This window comes from Nocardiopsis sp. B62 (assembly GCF_018070675.1).
Lineage (GTDB): Bacteria > Actinomycetota > Actinomycetes > Streptosporangiales > Streptosporangiaceae > Nocardiopsis > Nocardiopsis prasina.
In genome coordinates this window covers 71,049-88,920 of record NZ_JAGPXK010000006.1, presented here as the reverse complement: position 1 = coordinate 88,920, position 17,872 = coordinate 71,049, and the positions used below count along the sequence as shown (strand labels likewise).

Annotated in this window: 16 protein-coding genes and 1 pseudogene; 10 read left to right on the top strand and 7 right to left on the bottom strand. The window is 71.2% G+C overall.

Annotation, left to right across the window (positions count from 1 at the left end; translation table 11 throughout):
* Window positions 1–57: 57 nt before the first annotated feature.
* Window positions 58–252, top strand: coding sequence for a hypothetical protein (locus KBX21_RS09130; protein WP_049568393.1), 195 nt, complete (start codon window positions 58–60; stop codon window positions 250–252).
* A 300-nt stretch (window positions 253–552) separates the two neighbouring features.
* On the opposite strand, the gene KBX21_RS09125 is transcribed toward KBX21_RS09130, so the two are convergent.
* Window positions 553–1,224: a flavin reductase family protein gene (locus KBX21_RS09125; protein ID WP_210841632.1), complete on the bottom strand. Its 672-nt coding sequence runs from the start codon at window positions 1,222–1,224 to the stop codon at window positions 553–555.
* A gap of 65 nt (window positions 1,225–1,289) precedes the next feature.
* Between KBX21_RS09125 and KBX21_RS09120 the strand changes: the two genes are divergently transcribed.
* Entirely contained in the window at window positions 1,290–2,000 is a 711-nt protein-coding gene (locus KBX21_RS09120) for a helix-turn-helix transcriptional regulator (RefSeq protein WP_210841631.1), read from the top strand.
* A gap of 259 nt (window positions 2,001–2,259) precedes the next feature.
* Window positions 2,260–3,381 (top strand): heme A synthase, encoded by a 1,122-nt coding sequence (locus tag KBX21_RS09115; protein ID WP_210841630.1) that lies wholly within the window; start codon window positions 2,260–2,262, stop codon window positions 3,379–3,381.
* Here the strand turns inward: KBX21_RS09115 and KBX21_RS09110 are convergent.
* Entirely contained in the window at window positions 3,317–4,630 is a 1,314-nt protein-coding gene (locus KBX21_RS09110; protein ID WP_049568396.1) for a PrsW family intramembrane metalloprotease, read from the bottom strand. The genes KBX21_RS09115 and KBX21_RS09110 overlap by 65 nt on opposite strands.
* Before the next feature lie 171 nt (window positions 4,631–4,801).
* On the opposite strand from KBX21_RS09110, the gene KBX21_RS09105 reads away from it, so the two are divergent.
* Window positions 4,802–5,233, top strand: a complete 432-nt coding sequence (locus KBX21_RS09105) for a hypothetical protein (protein ID WP_049568399.1) — start codon at window positions 4,802–4,804, stop codon at window positions 5,231–5,233.
* Between the two features lie 31 nt (window positions 5,234–5,264).
* Here KBX21_RS09105 and KBX21_RS09100 read toward each other — a convergent pair whose 3' ends face one another.
* A complete protein-coding gene (locus KBX21_RS09100) occupies window positions 5,265–5,777 on the bottom strand; it encodes a hypothetical protein (RefSeq protein WP_210841629.1) in 513 nt (170 codons plus the stop codon).
* 121 nt (window positions 5,778–5,898) lie between these two features.
* A complete protein-coding gene (locus KBX21_RS09095) occupies window positions 5,899–6,873 on the bottom strand; it encodes a heme o synthase (RefSeq protein ID WP_049568403.1) in 975 nt (324 codons plus the stop codon).
* Between the two features lie 704 nt (window positions 6,874–7,577).
* Here KBX21_RS09095 and tkt point away from each other — a divergent pair.
* From tkt to pgl, 5 genes are all read left to right on the top strand, one after another.
* Entirely contained in the window at window positions 7,578–9,671 is a 2,094-nt protein-coding gene (gene tkt / locus KBX21_RS09090) for a transketolase (protein WP_210841628.1), read from the top strand.
* Between the two features lie 69 nt (window positions 9,672–9,740).
* Window positions 9,741–10,847 (top strand): transaldolase, encoded by a 1,107-nt coding sequence (gene tal, locus KBX21_RS09085; protein WP_049568410.1) that lies wholly within the window; start codon window positions 9,741–9,743, stop codon window positions 10,845–10,847.
* 118 nt (window positions 10,848–10,965) lie between these two features.
* Window positions 10,966–12,516, top strand: a complete 1,551-nt coding sequence (gene zwf, locus KBX21_RS09080; protein WP_049568412.1) for a glucose-6-phosphate dehydrogenase — start codon at window positions 10,966–10,968, stop codon at window positions 12,514–12,516.
* 28 nt (window positions 12,517–12,544) lie between these two features.
* Window positions 12,545–13,465 (top strand): glucose-6-phosphate dehydrogenase assembly protein OpcA, encoded by a 921-nt coding sequence (locus tag KBX21_RS09075; RefSeq protein ID WP_049568414.1) that lies wholly within the window; start codon window positions 12,545–12,547, stop codon window positions 13,463–13,465.
* A gap of 2 nt (window positions 13,466–13,467) precedes the next feature.
* On the top strand, window positions 13,468–14,214 hold the full coding sequence (pgl, locus tag KBX21_RS09070) for a 6-phosphogluconolactonase (protein ID WP_210841708.1): 747 nt from the start codon (window positions 13,468–13,470) through the stop codon (window positions 14,212–14,214).
* Window positions 14,215–14,457: 243 nt separating this feature from the next.
* Here the strand turns inward: pgl and KBX21_RS09065 are convergent, their stop codons facing one another.
* A complete protein-coding gene (locus KBX21_RS09065) occupies window positions 14,458–15,312 on the bottom strand; it encodes a MerR family transcriptional regulator (RefSeq protein WP_210841627.1) in 855 nt (284 codons plus the stop codon).
* A gap of 128 nt (window positions 15,313–15,440) precedes the next feature.
* Between KBX21_RS09065 and KBX21_RS27100 the strand changes: the two are divergent.
* Window positions 15,441–15,665, top strand: a pseudogene (locus tag KBX21_RS27100) (helix-turn-helix domain-containing protein); the annotation flags it as partial.
* An 86-nt stretch (window positions 15,666–15,751) separates the two neighbouring features.
* Here KBX21_RS27100 and KBX21_RS09055 read toward each other — a convergent pair.
* Window positions 15,752–16,222, bottom strand: a complete 471-nt coding sequence (locus KBX21_RS09055) for a hypothetical protein (RefSeq protein ID WP_247665466.1) — start codon at window positions 16,220–16,222, stop codon at window positions 15,752–15,754.
* A 111-nt stretch (window positions 16,223–16,333) separates the two neighbouring features.
* A complete protein-coding gene (locus KBX21_RS09050) occupies window positions 16,334–17,851 on the bottom strand; it encodes an alpha/beta hydrolase (protein ID WP_210841626.1) in 1,518 nt (505 codons plus the stop codon).
* Window positions 17,852–17,872 lie beyond the last annotated feature (21 nt).

The following is a 17,872-nucleotide window of genomic DNA, read 5'->3' as shown; positions in this document are numbered from 1 at the left end:
GGGCCTCCGGGACAGCCGACCCAATTCCTGAGCACTCGCACTTAAAAGGGGAAACCCATGCGCATCGCCGCCAAGCTCGCCCTGACCGCTTTCTTTTCCGCCAGCCTGCTCGGGCTGGGCGCCGGGGCCGCTTCCGCGGAGTCTTCGTCGGTCTACCACCAGTGCGTCCAGGAGCAGCAGACCCTCGGTCTGCTGAACCTCGACCTGAACCTGCTGAACCAGTGCATCGCGCAGAACAGCAACAACAAGTAGCGGATCGACTGGTCTGACCCACGATCCTGACGGCGGGGGCCCCGGAGAGTACTCCGGGGCCCCCGTGCGTGCGCGCGGCCCGTCGCGCGGGCACGGCCGATCCGAGGGGTGCCCCGGGATGTTCCGCGCTCGCGGCCACCAGGCTCCCTCTCACCGAGCCGACGAAGCGCGGACAGCCAACTCCGGGTGGGCCCCGCTGCGGCGCCCCGCGCCGTGCGTAGCGGCGCGCAGCAGGAGGGACGGCCGCTCGCGTCGATGGCGGCTCCGCAACCGCCGCCGAAAGCGTCCACGAAGCAGCCCCTAGGGACGGACCTCCCGGCCGACCGGCTCCCGTGGCGGGGTCTGCGAGCGGTGGGAGCGTCCCAGTTCGGTTCCCAGACCGAAGTAGTGCCGGAAGTTGTAGACCAGCGGATTCCAGCGGTCGGGATCGATGTGCTGGGTTCCGGGCACCACGATGTCCTCCTCCGCGTGGACGCGGACCACCTCGGCCTCGACGATGACATGGTCGCCGGAGTCGTCCGAGCGCACGTGGCGGACCCTCGCCTCCAGTTGAAGGGGGCACTGCGCCACACGCGGCGGGCCGACCAGGTCCGCACCCATGGGAGTCAGCCCGGCCGCGCCGAACTTGTCCGCCTCGAAGCGGCAACCCGGTGGCTTCCCCTCAGGGACGGGACTCCGACCGGTCAGGGGCGCCAGCCGTTCCACGTGCTCCCACAGGTCGGCGGAGGGCAGGTTCACGACCAGTTCCGGGCGCTCCCCGAGGTTACGGGCGGTCTGCCCTGTGGCGCCGAGGCCCACGGCGAGCAGCATGCCCAGGGCCCACACGGAGGAGACGGGGGCCAGGTTGGGCGACCCGTCGTCGTTGAGGGTGGACACGAGGGCCACGGGAGTACCGAAGTAGAGGATGCTGGGTTCGATCCTCAGGTGGGCCCAGGCGGTGTCCGACGGGCTATCGAAGATGTCAGTGGTCATGCGCCGTGACACTAGTAACCGAACACTTCGGCGCCGACCGAAGTGTCAGCGGGGACAATGGACCCATGGAAACCGAGCGGGTCGCCCCAGGACTGGCGAAGGTCGCGGGCCTGCTGGCCGACCCGACCCGGGCCGGGTTCTGTCTGGCCCTGCTGGACGGGCGGGCCTGGACCGCCGGGGAACTGGCCCGCCACGCCGGGGTGGCGGCCTCCACGTCGACCGAGCACCTCAACGCCCTCGTGGAGGGCGGACTCCTGGCACAGGAGCGGCAGGGGCGCCATCGCTACGTGCGTATGGCCTCTCCCGAGGTCGCCGAACTGGTCGAACGCCTGGCCGCGCTGGGGCCGCGACCGGCTCCTCCCGCACCCTCCCTGAGGGCGCGTTCCCGCCAGCGGCGCCTGGCGCTCGCACGGACCTGCTACGACCACCTGGCTGGTCGGCTGGGCGTACTGGTCACCGAGGCGATGGTCGAGCGCGGCCTGCTGACCGAGCGCGGCGGCCTGGCGCTGACCCCGGCCGGAGAGCGCTGGAGCACGGAGCTGGGGCTGGTGATCGCCCCGGGCACCCGGCGTCCGGCCGTGCGAGCCTGCCTGGACTGGACGGAGCGTCGCTCCCATCTCGCGGGGGCCCTGGGCGCCGCGTTCTGCTCCCACGCGTTCACCTGCGGATGGATCGTTCGCACGGGAACACCCCGCGCCGTCGAGGTGACCCCGGAGGGCATGGAGGCGTTCGGGTCGTTGCTCGGCGCCCGGGCCGACGAGCTGCGCGTTCCCTGAGGCCCCCGGCCACACGAGCCGGTGGGCCGGGCCGGTTCCGGTCCGCTCGGCGCCCGGCCGGTGACCCGTGGGCCTCGCGGGCCCGGAGGGTTCCCCGGCCTGTCCTGCTCCGCGACCGCCCGTTCGATCCCGGGTGCGTGGCACACGCACTCGAACACGAACCGCCGGAATACGGTTTCGGCGCACCGGGTTTGCGCAGGCCAACGCACAAGTGGAGGGCGCATTCGTTCCCTCGCAAGGATGTACTACAGTCTGTCGTATGTTTGCATCCCCGGCCTCCGCGACGACGGCCCTCAACACGATCACCCCGCTCGCGGCGGACGCGATGGACGACATCATCCTGCTCGGATTCCCCCTCTGGGGCTGGCAGATCGCCGTGGCCGCCGCGGGCGTCCTGGCGCTGATCCTCCTGGCCCGGACCATCTGGAACCCCACCCAGAAGTCGCTGCGGGCCTGGGCGCTGGGCAACATCGCCGTCAACGCCGGGATCGCCGTCACCGGCGCGACCGTGCGGGTCACGTCCTCGGGCCTGGGATGTTCCGAGTGGCCCCGGTGCACGCCAGAGAGCTTCGTGCCGATCGACACCGGTCACGCCGCCCTCAACGCGGCCATCGAGTTCGGCAACCGGACCCTGACCTTCGTGGTGCTCGCGGTCGCCGTGATCACCCTCATCGCGGTGCTGCGCATGACCCCGCGCCGCCGCGACCTCGTCCTGCTGGCCGCGATCATCCCGTTCGGTGTCCTGGGACAGGGCGTGGTCGGCGGCATCACCGTCTGGACCGACCTGCACCCGGCCTCGGTGGCCACCCACTTCCTGCTGTCCATGGTGATGGTCTTCGTCACGGTGGCGCTCTACGTGCGCTGCCAGGAACCCGAGGGCAGGCCCCAGCTGGCCGTGGGACCGATGCTGCACGCGGTGAGCATCGGCCTGGTGGTGGTCGGTTTCCTGCTGTTGATCGCCGGAACCGTGGTCACCGGCACCGGTCCGCACGGCGGCGACGCCGCAGCCCCGCGCTGGGAACTGGACCTGCCCACCGTCACCCGGGTGCACTCGGCCCTGGGCTGGCTCGCCCTGTTGGGAAGCATCCTGGCCACCGCGATCGCCTTCCGCGGCGGTGCCTCCCGCATCGCGCGGACGAGCAGCGTGAGTCTGCTGGTGATCGTGGTGCTCCAGGGAGTCCTGGGTTACGTCCAGTACTCCCTGGAGCTGCCCGAGGCCCTGGTGGTCCTGCATGTGCTGGGCTCCGCGCTCACCTGGGTCGCGATCTCCCGCCTGTACTTCGCCACCACCCGCCTGGTCCCTCCGGAAGAGGAGGTCAGCGGGGAGGCTGACCGTGCCGGGGAACGTAGTTCTGCTGGCTCGGCGGCTGCTGGACAGTAGGCTGTTCGGCCCGGGCCTGGGCAATGACGTGCGCGAAGTCGGCCCGGCGCAGGAAGCCGGAGTCCGTGGGGTTCTCCGCCCAGCCGGGCGTCACCGGCTGGGGGACGCGCCCCAGGAACGTGTCGCGGGCCACGTGCATCAACGCCAGGAACGAGTCCCGGTTGACCTTCCAGTCGTCCCGGGGCAGGCCCGCGTCGAGCTTCTGGTGCAGCAGGGCGAGCTCGGTGGCGGCCAGCTGGTAGTCCTTCATCGCCGAGCGGCCCCGGGCCCCCGCGTTGCGGGTGGCCCACTCTCGCGCGCGACGCCTGCCCGTCATCGAGCTGAGCATCGTGATGTCGGCCGGGGTGACCAGCCCCGTGGAGATGTAGGGCGGCAGGTAGCGGTCGATCGCCGCCACCTGGCCGCGCCGATCGTGGGCGGCGATCGCGAGGATGCCGAGCAGGAACACGAAGAGCACCAGGTAGGCCACGCCCAGGCCGGTCCAGCCGAAGTAGGTCGAACCGTTCCACATGCCGTGCAGCAGCACGGCCGCCACCCATCCCCCGATCGGCGCCAGGAACCGCAACCGGCCGGTGCGCATCGCCGCGTAGGCCACGCCCAACCCGATCATCGCGGTGTAGACGGGGTGACCGAACGGAGCGATGAGGCCCCGGATGGCGAAGGTGGCGACGAGGGTGCCGTCGAAGAAGGCGCTGAGGAAGTAGAGGATGTTCTCGGTGAAGGCGAACCCCGTGGCCACCATCCCGGCGTAGACCACACCGTCGGTGAAGGTGTCGATCTCGTTGCGGCGCCGCCACAACAGGATGAGCAGGACCATGCCCTTGGCGCTCTCCTCCACCACCGGCGCGACCAGTGACGTGCTCAGGAACTCCGCCACGCCGTCGCCGAACACCGGCTGGGTGAGGTAGGTCAACCCCCAGCTGTTGAGCAGGAACGACGCCACGACCGCGACCCCGGCTCCCCACGCGAACGCGAAGAAGAGCACCCAGCCGGGTTCGGGTTCGAGCCGGTCGAGCATGAGGATGAGCGGCACGAGGATGGTCACCGGGATGATCGCCGCGACCAGGCTGACGAGGAACCCCGTGGCGCCGTCGATCCCCGCCGCCGCTCCCCCGGCCATCGCCAGCAACCACAGGTACGTGAGCATGCCGATCATGCACACCACGCTGACGGTGGTGCCCAGGATGAGGGTCATCGAGTACCGGGAGCGGCGTCCTTGCAGGATCGCCCTGCTGTCGAGTCGGGGCATGGGCACAGATCGTAGCGGGTCAGCGGGCGTTCGGCGGGGTCGGCTCCGCCTCGGCGCCGGTCCCCGGAGGGCGGGGGCCACGACCCGCGCCACGCCCGCGATCTCGTGCCCGGCTGCGGTTGGGTACGAGAGGATCGGAGCGATCGTCAACACGGAAGATGAGGCCACGGCATGGACCCGAACACCACCACCGAGCGCGGGGGAAACCCACCCTGGCTCCTGCTCCTTCGTGTCGCGGTGGGCGCCAGCCTGGCCGCTCTCCTGTGGGAGTTCCTCACGGCGGGACAGTTGATCACGTTCAACATGGCCGCCCTGCCTCTGCACTGGGGCGGCGCCTTCGCGGTGCACGTGGCCAGCGGCGTGCAGTTGCTGGCCGCCGTCCTGGTGTGGCGCGCGGGATCGTCGGCCGGTCCCGCGCATGACCGGCTGGTGGCGCTGGTGAGTCTGCTGGCGTTCGTGCTGGGCTTCCCGCAGGCCGCCCTGGGCACCTACGGGCCGCTCCAGGCGCACGTGCCACTGGCCCTGGTACTCGTGGCCACCGTCGTGTGGTCCGCGGTCCTGGTGTGGCGCCGCAACGGGGGGCGGGGCGTCAGCCGGAGCTGAGACCCCGTCCTCCGGTGACCCTCACAGGGCGTCAGCCCCGGGCGAAGGTGTCGAGCTGGTCGCGCACGGCCGTGGGGTGGGTGGGCGCGGCCCTCCGAGCCTCGGTACCGCTGTGGCCGTCGGCGGGACGGAGCGGGGCTCTCGGCGGGCCCACCAGTCGCGGGCCTTGGACCGGGTGGTGGTTGCCGGGGTTGGTGGGAGTGGAGCGCCTCGTGGCGCGGATCCCTCCGAAATCGACCCTGTGGACAACCCGTCCGGCCCGCTTCCGACCGGGGAAACTGGAATCTCCGGGAACCCCTGCGGCGGAGGTTCCGGAGTCGGCTGAGGCGGGGAGGTCCGCACAGGTGTCGGTGATCTGGGTGGTGGGGCTGGTGTGCGAGTGGAGGGCGTGGGGCAGGAGGCTCTCCACGGCGGCGCGGGCACGGGTGTCGGCCATCGCCAGAGCCGAGGCCAGGGGTGGCGGGACGGCCAGGTTGGTGTCCACTTCGCAGAGCCGCTTGGTGGCCGCTTCGAGGAAGCGGGAGCGAGGGGTGGTCGTTGCCATCGGGAAGCTGGAGCGCCCACCCGTGACGGGAAGGTGCGCCCACCCACACGAACGGCGTTCCCCCGTGGGAGGAACGCCGTCGTGAAGAACCCCGCGGCCAACGTGCCAGCGGGGCCGGTGTCTAGGAGAGGAAGCGCGCGATGAGCGGGTCGACGGTGACCGCCACGAACAGCAGCGCCAGGTAGGCGTTGGTGAGGTGGAAGAAGTTCATCGTCTTGAGCTGGGCGCCGGTCACGCCCGCCTTGGAGCGGCTGAGCAGGCGGTGGGCCTGCACGACCAGCAGAGCGCCCAGCACCAGGGCGACCACGCCGTAGAACCAGGTGGTCCCGGCGACCGGCCAGAAGATCAGGGAAACGATCACGGTCGCCCAGGTGTAGAGCACCGACTCCAGCAGCACACGGCGGTCGCTGGCGACCACGGGCAGCATGGGGACCTGGGCTGCCGCGTAGTCCTCGCGGTAGCGCATGGCCAGCGTCCAGGTGTGCGGCGGCGTCCAGAAGAACACCACCAGGAAGAGCACGAACGGCGCCCAGTCCAGGCTGTTGGTGACGGCGGCCCAGCCGATCAGCACCGGCATGCAGCCCGCGATGCCGCCCCACACGACGTTCTGCGCGGTGCGCCGCTTGAGCAGCATCGTGTAGACGAAGATGTAGAAGGCGATCGCGAAGACCGACAGCACGGCCGAGAGCACGTTCACGAGAACGAGGAAGCCGACGGTGGAGCCGATCGCCAGGATCAGCCCGTAGGTGAGGGCTCCGCGCGGTGTGACCAGGTCCATCGCGCCGGGACGCTGTCGGGTGCGACGCATCTCACGGTCGATGTCGCGGTCGATGTAGCAGTTCATCGCGTTCGCGCTGGCGGCGGACATGGTGCCGAACACCAGGGTGGCGACGGCGGTCCACAGCGGGGGCACGCCCCCGGCGGCGACGAACATCACCGGGATGGTGGTGATGAGGAGGAGCTCGATGACGCGGGGCTTGGAGAGGGCGACGTAGGCACGGGCGTGGTCGCCGAAGGAGGCCTTGCGGGGGGCCTCGGGGTCGGACGCCTCGATGTCGGACTCACCGGTGTGGGGTGCGCGGTTGGTGAGGGCCATCAGATCGGCGCCCTCACGCCCGGAGGCACTCGTGTCCCCTGGGGGGCCGGCTCGGTTTCAGACACGCGGATACCTCGACAACTCTTAGGGAATCGACACTGCTCGCCACGCGGGGTGGATCGGACCGACAAAGCGGCAGGATCAGCGAAAACCCCGTCAACGACAAAGTGTAGTACTTACCTGTCCGGATCGGTGACCAGCCCCCTCCGTACGGATGACCTCCGGCCCTGGCGACCGATCGCTCCGGGCACCGGACCTCCGCTTGGGTGTACAGAAGGGTCGCACAGGCCCCTTGGAGCTTCCAACGTGCCACGCGCCCCGAGCGGCCGCACGGCCGCACCTCACGGCACCTGCGGGCGGACGCGAGGCGGCGCCCACGGGCCCCTACCAGCCAGTAACCAAAGGTGTCGGGAAACGACATCCACGGCCACGGACGATAGGCTCACATACGGCCCTGTTCTCGACCCCGTCACCACGGGGACCGAGCTCCGGACACCGTGACCCAGACGCTGTCGCGCCGACTCCACGGCCCGAGCCCCACGCCACGGGGCCACGCCGCGCGAGCCGTCGAAGCCGATCCCGCCCTCCCCCGCGATCCGCCGACCCGGTGGGCCGCCGACGGGGTGCCCGGCCTACAGCACGCACACAACCCACACCCGCCCCGGAACCGGGTGCACGGGTGCCGAGAAGGAGCAGACAAGTCCGTGAACGCCCACACCCCGAAGAACCTGGAGTGGTCGGACCTCGACCTCCGCGCCGTCAACACGGTTCGGGCGCTGGCCATGGACGCGGTAGAGAAGTCGGGTAACGGTCACCCCGGCACCGCGATGAGCCTCGCGCCCGCCGCCTACCTCCTCTTCCAGAAGGTGATGCGGCACGACCCCGCAGCGCCCGAGTGGGTGGGCCGGGACCGCTTCGTGCTGTCAATCGGTCACTCCAGCCTCACCCTGTACATCCAGCTCTACCTCGCCGGGTACGGCCTCACCCTCGACGACCTGCGGAACCTGCGCCAGTGGGACAGCCTGACCCCGGGCCACCCCGAGGTCGGTCACACCGCCGGTGTGGAGACCACCACCGGCCCCCTCGGCCAGGGTGTCGGCAACGCCGTCGGCATGGCCATGGCGGCCCGCCGCGAGCGCGGCCTGTTCAACCCCGAGGCCGGTCCGGGCGCCAGCCCCTTCGACCACCACGTCTACGCGTTCTGCTCCGACGGCGACGTCCAGGAGGGCGTGAGCCACGAGGCCAGCGCCCTGGCCGGGACGCAGAACCTGGGCAACCTCGTCATGATCTGGGACGACAACCAGATCTCGATCGAGGACGACACCCGCATCGCGCACAGCGAGGACGTCGTGTCCCGCTACGCCGCCTACGGCTGGCACGTGGAGGAGGTCGACTGGACCGCGACCGGCGAGTACGTCGAGGACATCGACGCCCTCTACCAGGCGATCCTGCGCGGCAAGGCCGAGACCGAGCGTCCCACCTTCATCCGCCTGCGCACCGTCATCGGCTGGCCCGCTCCCAACAAGCAGAACACGGGCGCCATCCACGGCGCGGCGATCGGCGCCGACGAGATCTCCGCCACCAAGGAGATCCTCGGCCTGCCCGACGCCCCGTTCGCGGTCGAGGACTCCGTGATCGAGCACACCCGTGAGGCCCTGGTCCGAGGCCGCGAGGCGCACACCGCGTGGGACGAGGCCCTGGCCGCCTGGCACCGCGGCGCCGGTGAGCACGCCGAGCTTTTCGACCGCCTCCAGTCCGGCAAGCTGCCCGAAGGCTGGGAGGACTCCCTGCCCTCGTTCGAGGCCAGCGAGAAGGGCGTGGCCACCCGCAAGGCCAGCGGTGAGGTGCTCAACGCCATCGCCCCGGTGCTGCCCGAGCTGTGGGGCGGCTCCGCCGACCTCGCCGGGTCCAACAACACCACGCCCAAGGGCGAGCCGTCCTTCCTGCCCTTCGACCGGGCCAGCAGCATGTTCCCGGGCAACCCGTACGGGCGCGTGCTGCACTTCGGTATCCGCGAGCACGGCATGGGCTCGATCCTCAACGGCATCGCCCTGCACGGCCCCACCCGCCCCTACGGCGGCACGTTCCTGGTGTTCAGCGACTACATGCGTCCGGCCGTGCGCCTGGCCGCGCTGATGAAGCTGCCGGTCACCTACGTGTGGACGCACGACTCCATCGGTCTGGGCGAGGACGGCCCCACCCACCAGCCGATCGAGCACCTGTGGGCGCTGCGCGCCATCCCGGGCCTGAACGTGATCCGCCCGGCCGACGCCAACGAGACCGTCGTGGTCTGGCGCGAGGTCATGGCCAACCCCGACGGCCCCTGCGCCCTGGCCCTCACCCGCCAGAACGTGCCCACCCTTGACCGGGACGAGTACGCCTCGGCCGAGGGCGCCGCCCAGGGCGGCTACGTCCTGGCCGAGGCCTCCGGCGGCAGCCCCGAGGCGATCATCATCGCCACCGGCAGCGAGGTGCAGCTGGCCCTGGCCGCCCGCACCGAGCTGGAGGCGGCCGGTACGCCGACCCGCGTGGTCTCCATGCCGTGTGTGGAGTGGTTCGAGGCCCAGAGCCCGGAGTACCGCGAGCAGGTCCTACCGTCCTCCGTGCGCGCCCGCGCCTCCGTCGAGGCCGGGATCGCCATGGGTTGGCGCTCCTACGTCGGCGACGCCGGCGTCTCGGTGAGCCTCGAGCACTTCGGCGCCTCCGCCCCCTACGAGACGCTCTACGAGAAGTTCGGCATCACCTCCGAGGCGGTCGTCGCGGCGGTCCGCGACAGCCTGGCCAAGGTCGGAAGCTGACGACGCGGGCCGCCGGGAGGCCCCGGCGGCCCGCACTCCGTGTGAATTCCAGGAAGGCGTGAGACCCACATGAGCACCGCTCTGAAGGACCTGGCCGAGGCAGGTCAGTCCGTATGGCTGGACGACATCAGCCGTGACCGACTGCGCACCGGCAACCTGGCCGAACTGCTGTCGACCCGCCACGTCACCGGCGTCACCTCGAACCCGTCCATCTTCGACAAGGCTCTGGCCGAAGGTGACGCCTACGACATCCAGGTGCACGAACTGGGTGTGCGCGGGGTGTCGGTGGACGAGGCGGTCCGGCTGCTGACGGCCTACGACATCCGTTGGGCCGCGGACACCCTGCGCCCCGTGTACGACTCCACCAACCGCTTGGATGGCCGGGTCTCCCTGGAGGTGGACCCGCGGCTGGCGCGCGAGACCGAGCGCACCGTCGCCGAGGCCAAGTCACTGTGGTGGCTGGTCGACCGGCCCAACCTCATGATCAAGATCCCGGCGACCGTCGAGGGCCTGCCCGCCATCACCCAGGCGCTCGGGCACGGCATCAGCGTCAACGTGACCCTGATCTTCTCCCTGGCCCGCTACGGCGCGGTCATGGAGGCGTTCCTGGCCGGTCTGGAGCTGGCCCGCGAGAACGGCCACGACCTGTCCCGCATCCAGTCCGTGGCGTCGTTCTTCGTCAGCCGCGTGGACGCCGAGGTGGACAAGCGGCTCAGGGAGATCGGCACCCCGCGCGCCGAGGAGCTGCTCGGCCGCGCCGCCATCGCCAACGCGCGCCTGGCCTACCGCGACCACGAGCAGGTCTTCTCCTCCGAGCGCTGGCAGGCCCTCGCCGCCGAGGGCGCCACCCCGCAGCGGCCGCTGTGGGCGTCCACCGGTGTGAAGGACCCCGCCTACGCGGACACCCGTTACGTCACCGAACTGGTCACGGCCGGCACCGTCAACACGATGCCGCAGGCCACTCTGGACGCCACCGCCGACCACGGTGAGATCACCGGGGACACCGTCCGCGCCAACTACGACTCCGCCCAGGCCGACCTGGCCGGGCTGGCCGAGGTCGGCGTGGACCTGGACGACGTGACGCGTCACCTCGAGGAGGACGGCGTGGTCAAGTTCGTCGACTCCTGGGAGAGCCTGCTGGGCCAACTCACCCTGAAGCTCGACGAGCTCTCCTGACCCGGACCCCGTTCCCGGTCACCGACCCGCGTCCGCGCACGAGCCGCGCGGACGCGGGTTCCAGCAGCCACCAGGCCGTTCCTGACAGGAAGAGACGGAACCCGTGAAAGAACCGGTGATGCCGGGAGCGGTACCCAACCCGCTCCGCAACGCCCTGGACCGAAGGCTCCCCCGTATCGCCGGGCCCAGCGTGCTGGTGCTCTTCGGCGTCACGGGTGACCTGGCCCGGAAGAAGCTCCTGCCCGCCATCTACGACCTGGCCAACCGCGGCATGCTGCCGCCGGGCTTCGGTCTGGTGGGGTTCGCCCGCCGCGACTGGGAGGACCAGGACTTCGCGGCCGAGGCGTACGAGGCGGTGCGCAAGTACGCGCGGACCCCGTTCCACGAGGACGTGTGGCGCCAGCTCAGCGAGGGCGTGCGGTTCGTACAGGGCAACCTGGACGACGACGCGGCCTTCGACGAACTGGCCCGGACCGTCCACGAGCTGGACGCCCACCGCGGCACCGGCGGCAACTACGCGTTCTACCTGTCGCTGCCGCCCAAGCTGTTCCCGACCGTGGTCACCCAGCTCAAGCGCAGTGGTCTGGCCACCCCCGAGGAGGGTGAGGGTGCCGGGGGCACCACGCCGTGGCGCCGGGTGGTGATCGAGAAGCCGTTCGGGCACGACCTGGAGAGCGCCCAGGAGCTCAACGCGGTGGTGGACGACGTGTTCCCGCCGTCGGCGGTGTTTCGCATCGACCACTACCTGGGCAAGGAGACGGTCCAGAACATCCTGGCGCTGCGCTTCGCCAACACCCTGTTCGAGCCTTTGTGGAACCGCAGCTATGTGGACCACGTGCAGATCACCATGGCCGAGGACATCGGTGTGGGCGGACGCGCGGGCTACTACGACGGGATCGGCGCGGCCCGCGACGTCATCCAGAACCACCTGCTCCAGCTGTTGGCGCTCGTCGCCATGGAGGAGCCGGTCTCCTACAGCGCGGACGCGATCCGCGCCGAGAAGGAGAAGGTCCTCTCCGCGGTGACGCTCCCCGACGACCTGTCCAAGGGCACCGCGCGCGGCCAGTACGCGGCCGGTTGGCAGGGCGGGGCCGCGGTCCCGGGGTACCTGGAGGAGGACGGCATCCCGTCCGAATCGGTGACCGAGACCTACGCGGCGCTGCGCTTGGACGTGGGTACGAGGCGCTGGTCGGGTGTGCCGTTCTACCTGCGCACCGGCAAACGGCTCGGGCGCCGGGTGACCGAGGTGGCGCTGGTGTTCCAGGCCGCCCCGCAGCAGTTGTTCGCCCGTGGGGACGTGAGCGAACTCGGGCAGAACGCGCTCGTGCTGCGCATCCAGCCCGACGAGGGGGTCACCCTGAGGTTCGGGTCGAAGGTGCCGGGCGCCTCCATGGAGGTGCGCGACGTGAGCATGGACTTCACCTACGGGCAGTCCTTCACCGAGGCGAGCCCCGAGGCCTACGAGCGGCTCATCCTGGACGTGCTCATCGGCGACCCGCCGCTGTTCCCGCGCCAGGAGGAGGTGGAGCTGTCCTGGCAGATCCTCGACCCGGTCGAGGAGTACTGGGCCGAGTCGGGCCAGCCCGAACAGTACGGTTCGGGTACCTGGGGCCCGGAGTCGGCCGAGGAACTGCTCGCCAGGGACGGACGCCAGTGGCGCCGCCCGTGACCGTCCGCGTCCACGCCGGGAGGAACAGATGACGCTCTATCTGCCGCGCACCACGACCTCGCAGATCACCGAGGCGCTCATGGCCGAGCGCCTCAGCGTCGGCGGGGGCGCCATGAACATGGTGCTCACCCTGGTCATCGTCACCGACGAGGCCGACCACTACGACGCCGTCCGCGCGGCCACCGAGGCGGGGCGCGAGCACCCCTCGCGGGTGGTGGCGCTGATCCGCCGCGACCCGGGGGCCGAGCCCGCCATCGACGCGGAGATCCGCCGCCCCGGTACCTCCGGCCCCGGTGAGGCGGTGCTGCTGCGCCTGTACGGTCCGCTGGGCGAGCACCCCGACTCCGTGTTGACGCCGCTGCTGGTCCCGGACGCGCCCGTGGTCGTGTGGTGGCCCGGAGAGGGTCCGGCCGACCCGGCCGCCGACCCTGTGGGGAAGCTCGCCCAACGGCGGATCACCGACGCCCTGCGCGCCCAGGATCCGGTAGCCGACCTCCTGGAGCGGGTAGCCCACTACCGTCCGGGTGACACGGACCTGACCTGGACGCGGCTGACCCCGTGGCGGTCGCTGCTGGCCAGCGCCATGGACCAGCCGTGCGGCTGGGTGAACTCGGCCAAGGTGACGGCCGAACCGCACTACCCGAGCGCCGAGCTGCTGGCCGCTTGGCTGTCGGAAAGGCTGGAGGTGGAGGTGGAACGCGGCACCTCGCACGGGCCCGGCCTGACCGAGGTCCGGCTGACCACCGACCAGGGGGACATCACGATCTCCCGGGTGGACGGCCGGGTGGCCACACTGTCCAGGACCGGTCAGCCGGACCAGACGGTGGCGCTGTCCCGGCGCGGCGCCTCCCAGGCGCTGGCCGAGGAACTGCGCCGCCTGGACGCCGACGAGACGTACGCGAGTGCGGCCCGCCACCTGGGTCCGCTGCTCGCTGGAAGCGGAGCATGAGGATGACCGAACCGGAGATCGTCCGCACCACCGACGCCAAGCAGCTCGCCGAGAGCGTGGTGTCGCGGCTGGCGAAGCTGATCGTGAGCGCCGAGGCCGAGGAGCGCGAGTTCCACCTGGTGCTCACCGGCGGCGGCGTGGGCATCCAGACGCTGGGTGTCCTGCGGGACGAGGCGCTCGCCAGCGGGATGAACTGGGGGCACGTGCACCTGTGGTGGGGTGACGAGCGGTTCCTGCCCGAGGGGGACCCCGAGCGCAACCAGACTCAGGCCTGTGACGCGCTGATCAACGACATCGACATCCCGTCGCACCAGGTGCACCCGATGCCGTCGTCGGACGGGACCGACCACGCCGAGGCAGAGCGGGCGGCCACCAACTACTCGCAGGCGCTCTCCGTGGCGGCTCGTGGGCGCGGCCCGGTGCCCGAGTTCGACGTGTGCCTGCTCGGCTTGGGCCCGGACAACCACGTGGCCTCGCTGTTCCCTGGCCTGCCGGGGGTGCACGAGAACGAGGCCGCGGCGGTCGCGGTGCACGACTCCCCCAAGCCGCCGCCCACGCGGATCAGCCTGACCCTGCCGTCGATCCGCAGCTCCCGCCAGGTGTGGGTGCTGGCCTCCGGTGCGGCCAAGGCCGACGCGGTCCGCCTGGGTGTGGCTGGTGGCAGCGTGGACGAGGCCCCGGTGGCCGGTGCGCGCGGTGCCAACAAGACGGTGTTCTGGGTGGACGAGGCCGCCGCCTCGAAGCTGTAGCCGCACAGGCGAACGCCCCGGCCGGAACTCGGCCGGGGCGTCGTCATGTCCGGGGACCCCTCAAGTGGGAGGTGGCCCCATGGCGATGGCCAGGATCCCCGAGAGCGGCTCAGTGTGGCGCTTCGGCCTCACGCGGACAGGATCGCCTTGACACAGCCGAGAGCCGAGGCGATCATCGCGTCGGCACGCGGGTCGGACCGGAGCAGTTGCGTACTTCTCCCGGTGGCGGGGTGCCACCGTCGCTCAGGTGTGGTCCCCGCTGAGGGGGTTCAGGCGCACGGCGGTCTCGATCCCGTCCTCGTGCAGGATGTGGCGCTGCGTGGAGGCGTCGGGGAAGAGACCCTCGGGAGCCTCGGTCACCAGCCGGAGTTGGGCCGTGGCGTGCTTGGGCATGGTGGCCCTGCCCGGCAGGTGGATGGCGAGTTCCTCGCGGGCCTCGAAGGTCTGCACGTCGACACGCTCAGCCAGAGCGGCCAACTGGCGGGCCTCTGCCGCGACCGGGACCTTGGCCAGCCAATGCGGCCCCTCCGGGGTGAGTGCCCTCTCCCGCTGTTCGTGGGTCTCACCGGCCCACGTGAACCATGGGGCCCCCACGACCGCGGCACCGTGTTGCTCGGCCAAGGCGCTGAGTTCCGCCACCCCGGCCCTCACCGCTGCGGCGACCTCGTCCCAGTCGTACTGGTCCGGCTGTCCCCTGTGCTTCTCCACCGCGACCACCGCCACCTCCGTCGACAGCACCGTCATCTCCGGTACCTCCCGCCGCCGTACCTCGGGCCAGGAAGTGAGCAGGCTGCGGGCGGTCGTGATCGCCTCGTCCTCGGCCTCGCGCTGGCGGCGCAACACTTCGGTGTGCTCGTCGAGCAGCCCGGCCGCTGTGTCGGGTGCCTCCACCGCCCGGCGCACGTCCCGCACGCTCATGCCCGTGCCGCGCAGAGCACTGACCAGCAGGGCGGACTGGACCTGCTCGAAGTCGTAGTAGCGGTACCCGGTGTCCTCGTCGACTATGGCGGGGACCAGCAGCCCCTCGGAGTGGTAGAAGCGCAACGTCTGCGGAGAGAGCTCGCTCATCTCGCTGAAATCCTTGATCGAAAGGCCCATGACGCCAGTCTCAGGGTTGCAGTAACCAGAGGGTCAAGCCGTGTGCTCGAAGTCCGGGCTTGGCCCGAGACGGCGACCTGGATCAGTGACCCGGTCCTCGTTTCGCGGGCGCCCTGCGCGACCCCGGGGTGCACGCCACGATCCAGGCCGTGCACCGCGACCCCGCGCACCCCTGGAGCGTGGCGGAGCTGGGCGAGCGGGCCGGCCTCTCCCGTGCCGCCTTCTCCCGTCGCTTCACGGCGCTGGTGAAGCAGTCACCTCTGGCCTACGTGACGTGGTTGCGGCTGACCACGGCCGCTCGGCTGTTGCGCGAGGAGGACGCGCCGATCAGCTCCGTGGCGTCGCGAGTGGGCTACTCGTCCCAGTTCGCCTTCGCCACTGCCTTCAAGCGCGAGTTCGGACTGTCCCCCCGGCCGCTACCGCGAGGCGGCGCGGGACCTCACGGAGCCGCAGGTGCCCGCCGCGCCCCCCGTGCACTGAGGGTGAGAGCGCCGAAGAACACCGCCCCGGGCAGCGCGTACGGACCGGGTCCCAGGAAGAGGGAGACCGGACTGGCGCCGAAGGCCAGGGACGAGAACCCGAGCAGGGTGAGCAGGGCGCACAGCACCGCCGCCGTTCCGGTGACCCAGCCCAGCCAACGCGACGCTCCGGGGCGCACGAGGGCCAGCGCCGCGACGGCCATGCCCAGCGTGACCACCAGCGGTCCGACCATCCAGACAAGGTAGCCGGGTCCTATCGCCTGGTCGGCGTCGTCCGCCAGCCAGCCGGTGACCACGAGGTGCGCGACCCCCAGCAGCAGGCCCGCACCGGCGGCCGCACGGCCGAGCCCTCTCGGTACGGTCCGCTCCGGACCGCGTTCGGTCCTCAACGACCCGTTCCGGGCCGACCCGGTCTCCGTGCGCTCCACCATGACCGCCCCATCTCTCCCCACCGACGTCCTCGTGACACGAGTCTGCCAGCTCGGCACGGTCCCACCTCCCCCGAGCGGGGGAGCCGGGCACTCCCCGGGGAGCGGGTCCGCTCAGAGTTCTCCGGGGCAGGAGGCGCCGGTCGCGGGGACCACGCCGTCCAGGAGGTAGGCGTCAACCACGCCGTCCACGCAGGCCCGGCCGCCCGCGTAGGCGGTGTGGCCGCCTCCCTCGTAGGTGAGCAGGGTGGCCGTGGCCAGCTGGTCGGCCAGTTCCTCGGACCACGCGTACGGGGTGGCCGGGTCGGCTCGGGTTCCGACGACCAGGAGCGGCGGCGCCATCGGGGCGCTCAGGCCGCCGGGCGCGAGTTCGGTGTCCGGCCAGGAGGCGCAGGGCAGGTACGACCAGATCTCGTCGCCGCCGAAGAACGGGGACACCCTCGCCGCGCGCTGGGCTCCCTCCTGGTACGCACGGATGCCACCGGGCCGCGCGTGGTCGGCGCACTGCACCGCCGTGAAGGCTGACTGCGTCGCACCCCGGTCGTCCCGCTGACCGGCGACGAAGCTCCCCAGGTAGGCCTGGACGAAGGGGTCCTGGGTGTCGCCCTCGACGATCCGGGCCAACAGGCGGGCGTCGCTCTCCCACTGCCGCTCGGTGTACAGGGAGTCCCGGAGCAGCGCGAGCATCTCGTGACGGTCGATCCTGGTGTTCTGGACGACGATCGGGTCGGCGTCGATCCCGGCCAAGAGGGCCTCGGCCTCGGCCGGGGCCTCCTCCGCACCGGTGAACGGGCACTCCGGCGCCTTCTCCAGGCAGTAGGAGACGAAGGCCTCCCAGGCCCTCTGCGCCCCCTCGCTCTGCTCCACCCCGTCCGCGATCACGCCGCGTTGGTTCTGGAGGGCCCCGTCCAGCACCAGTGCGCGGGTGTTCTCCGCGAACATCTCGGCGTACAGGGCGCCGACGTAGGTGCCGTAGGAGAAACCCACGTAGGTGAGCCGCTCATCGCCCAGGGCGTCGCGGACCAGGTCGAGGTCGCGGACCACGTTGACGGTGCCCATGTTGGCGAGGAACTCCGTGCCGACCTCGTCCACACAGCTCCAGGTGAACCTATGAGCGGTGCGTTCGAGGTCCCGGAGCTGGTCGGGGCCGACCCTGTCGGGTTCGAGGCCCGCGATCTCCTCCAGCGGCCGCTCCATGGCGTCCCACTCCGGGCAGGTGAACCCTGCGCTCTCCCCCACGCCGCGCGGGTCGAAGGAGACGAGGTCGAAGGAGTCACGGATCCGCCTGCTCACGGGGAGGGGTCCGGACTCGAACTGGGCCACCCCCGCGCGCCCGGGTCCCCCGAAGTTGAACACCAGGGATCCCCGGTGCTGGTCGGCCGGTCCCTGGGCGGGGTGCCGCACCACGGCGGTCTCGATGGTCCGGCCGCCGGGGTCACCGTGGTCGACGGGAACGGTGACGGTGCCGCACTCCAGGCGTGCCCGCCAGTCGGGGTCGCCCTCGACCGGTTCGGTCTCGGCCAGTTCCTCCGGGGACAGGCAGGGTCGCCAGTCGATGTGCTGCCCGTAGAACGAGCGTGCAAGGTCCTGCTCGTCGAGTGGGGCGAACCCCGCCGTCACGATCAGCGCCAACGCCGCCCCTGCGGCCCCCAG

Bases quoted from the DNA above. Each gene is read 5' to 3' on its own strand.
- KBX21_RS09130 (WP_049568393.1), top strand. From the start codon at position 58: ATGCGCATCGCCGCCAAGCTCGCCCTGACCGCTTTCTTTTCCGCCAGC.
- KBX21_RS09125 (WP_210841632.1), bottom strand. From the start codon at position 1,224: ATGACCACTGACATCTTCGATAGCCCGTCGGACACCGCCTGGGCCCAC.
- KBX21_RS09120 (WP_210841631.1), top strand. From the start codon at position 1,290: ATGGAAACCGAGCGGGTCGCCCCAGGACTGGCGAAGGTCGCGGGCCTG.
- KBX21_RS09115 (WP_210841630.1), top strand. From the start codon at position 2,260: ATGTTTGCATCCCCGGCCTCCGCGACGACGGCCCTCAACACGATCACC.
- KBX21_RS09110 (WP_049568396.1), bottom strand. From the start codon at position 4,630: ATGCCCCGACTCGACAGCAGGGCGATCCTGCAAGGACGCCGCTCCCGG.
- KBX21_RS09105 (WP_049568399.1), top strand. From the start codon at position 4,802: ATGGACCCGAACACCACCACCGAGCGCGGGGGAAACCCACCCTGGCTC.
- KBX21_RS09100 (WP_210841629.1), bottom strand. From the start codon at position 5,777: ATGGCAACGACCACCCCTCGCTCCCGCTTCCTCGAAGCGGCCACCAAG.
- KBX21_RS09095 (WP_049568403.1), bottom strand. From the start codon at position 6,873: ATGGCCCTCACCAACCGCGCACCCCACACCGGTGAGTCCGACATCGAG.
- tal (WP_049568410.1), top strand. From the start codon at position 9,741: ATGAGCACCGCTCTGAAGGACCTGGCCGAGGCAGGTCAGTCCGTATGG.
- zwf (WP_049568412.1), top strand. From the start codon at position 10,966: ATGCCGGGAGCGGTACCCAACCCGCTCCGCAACGCCCTGGACCGAAGG.
- KBX21_RS09075 (WP_049568414.1), top strand. From the start codon at position 12,545: ATGACGCTCTATCTGCCGCGCACCACGACCTCGCAGATCACCGAGGCG.
- pgl (WP_210841708.1), top strand. From the start codon at position 13,468: ATGACCGAACCGGAGATCGTCCGCACCACCGACGCCAAGCAGCTCGCC.
- KBX21_RS09065 (WP_210841627.1), bottom strand. From the start codon at position 15,312: ATGGGCCTTTCGATCAAGGATTTCAGCGAGATGAGCGAGCTCTCTCCG.
- KBX21_RS09055 (WP_247665466.1), bottom strand. From the start codon at position 16,222: ATGGTGGAGCGCACGGAGACCGGGTCGGCCCGGAACGGGTCGTTGAGG.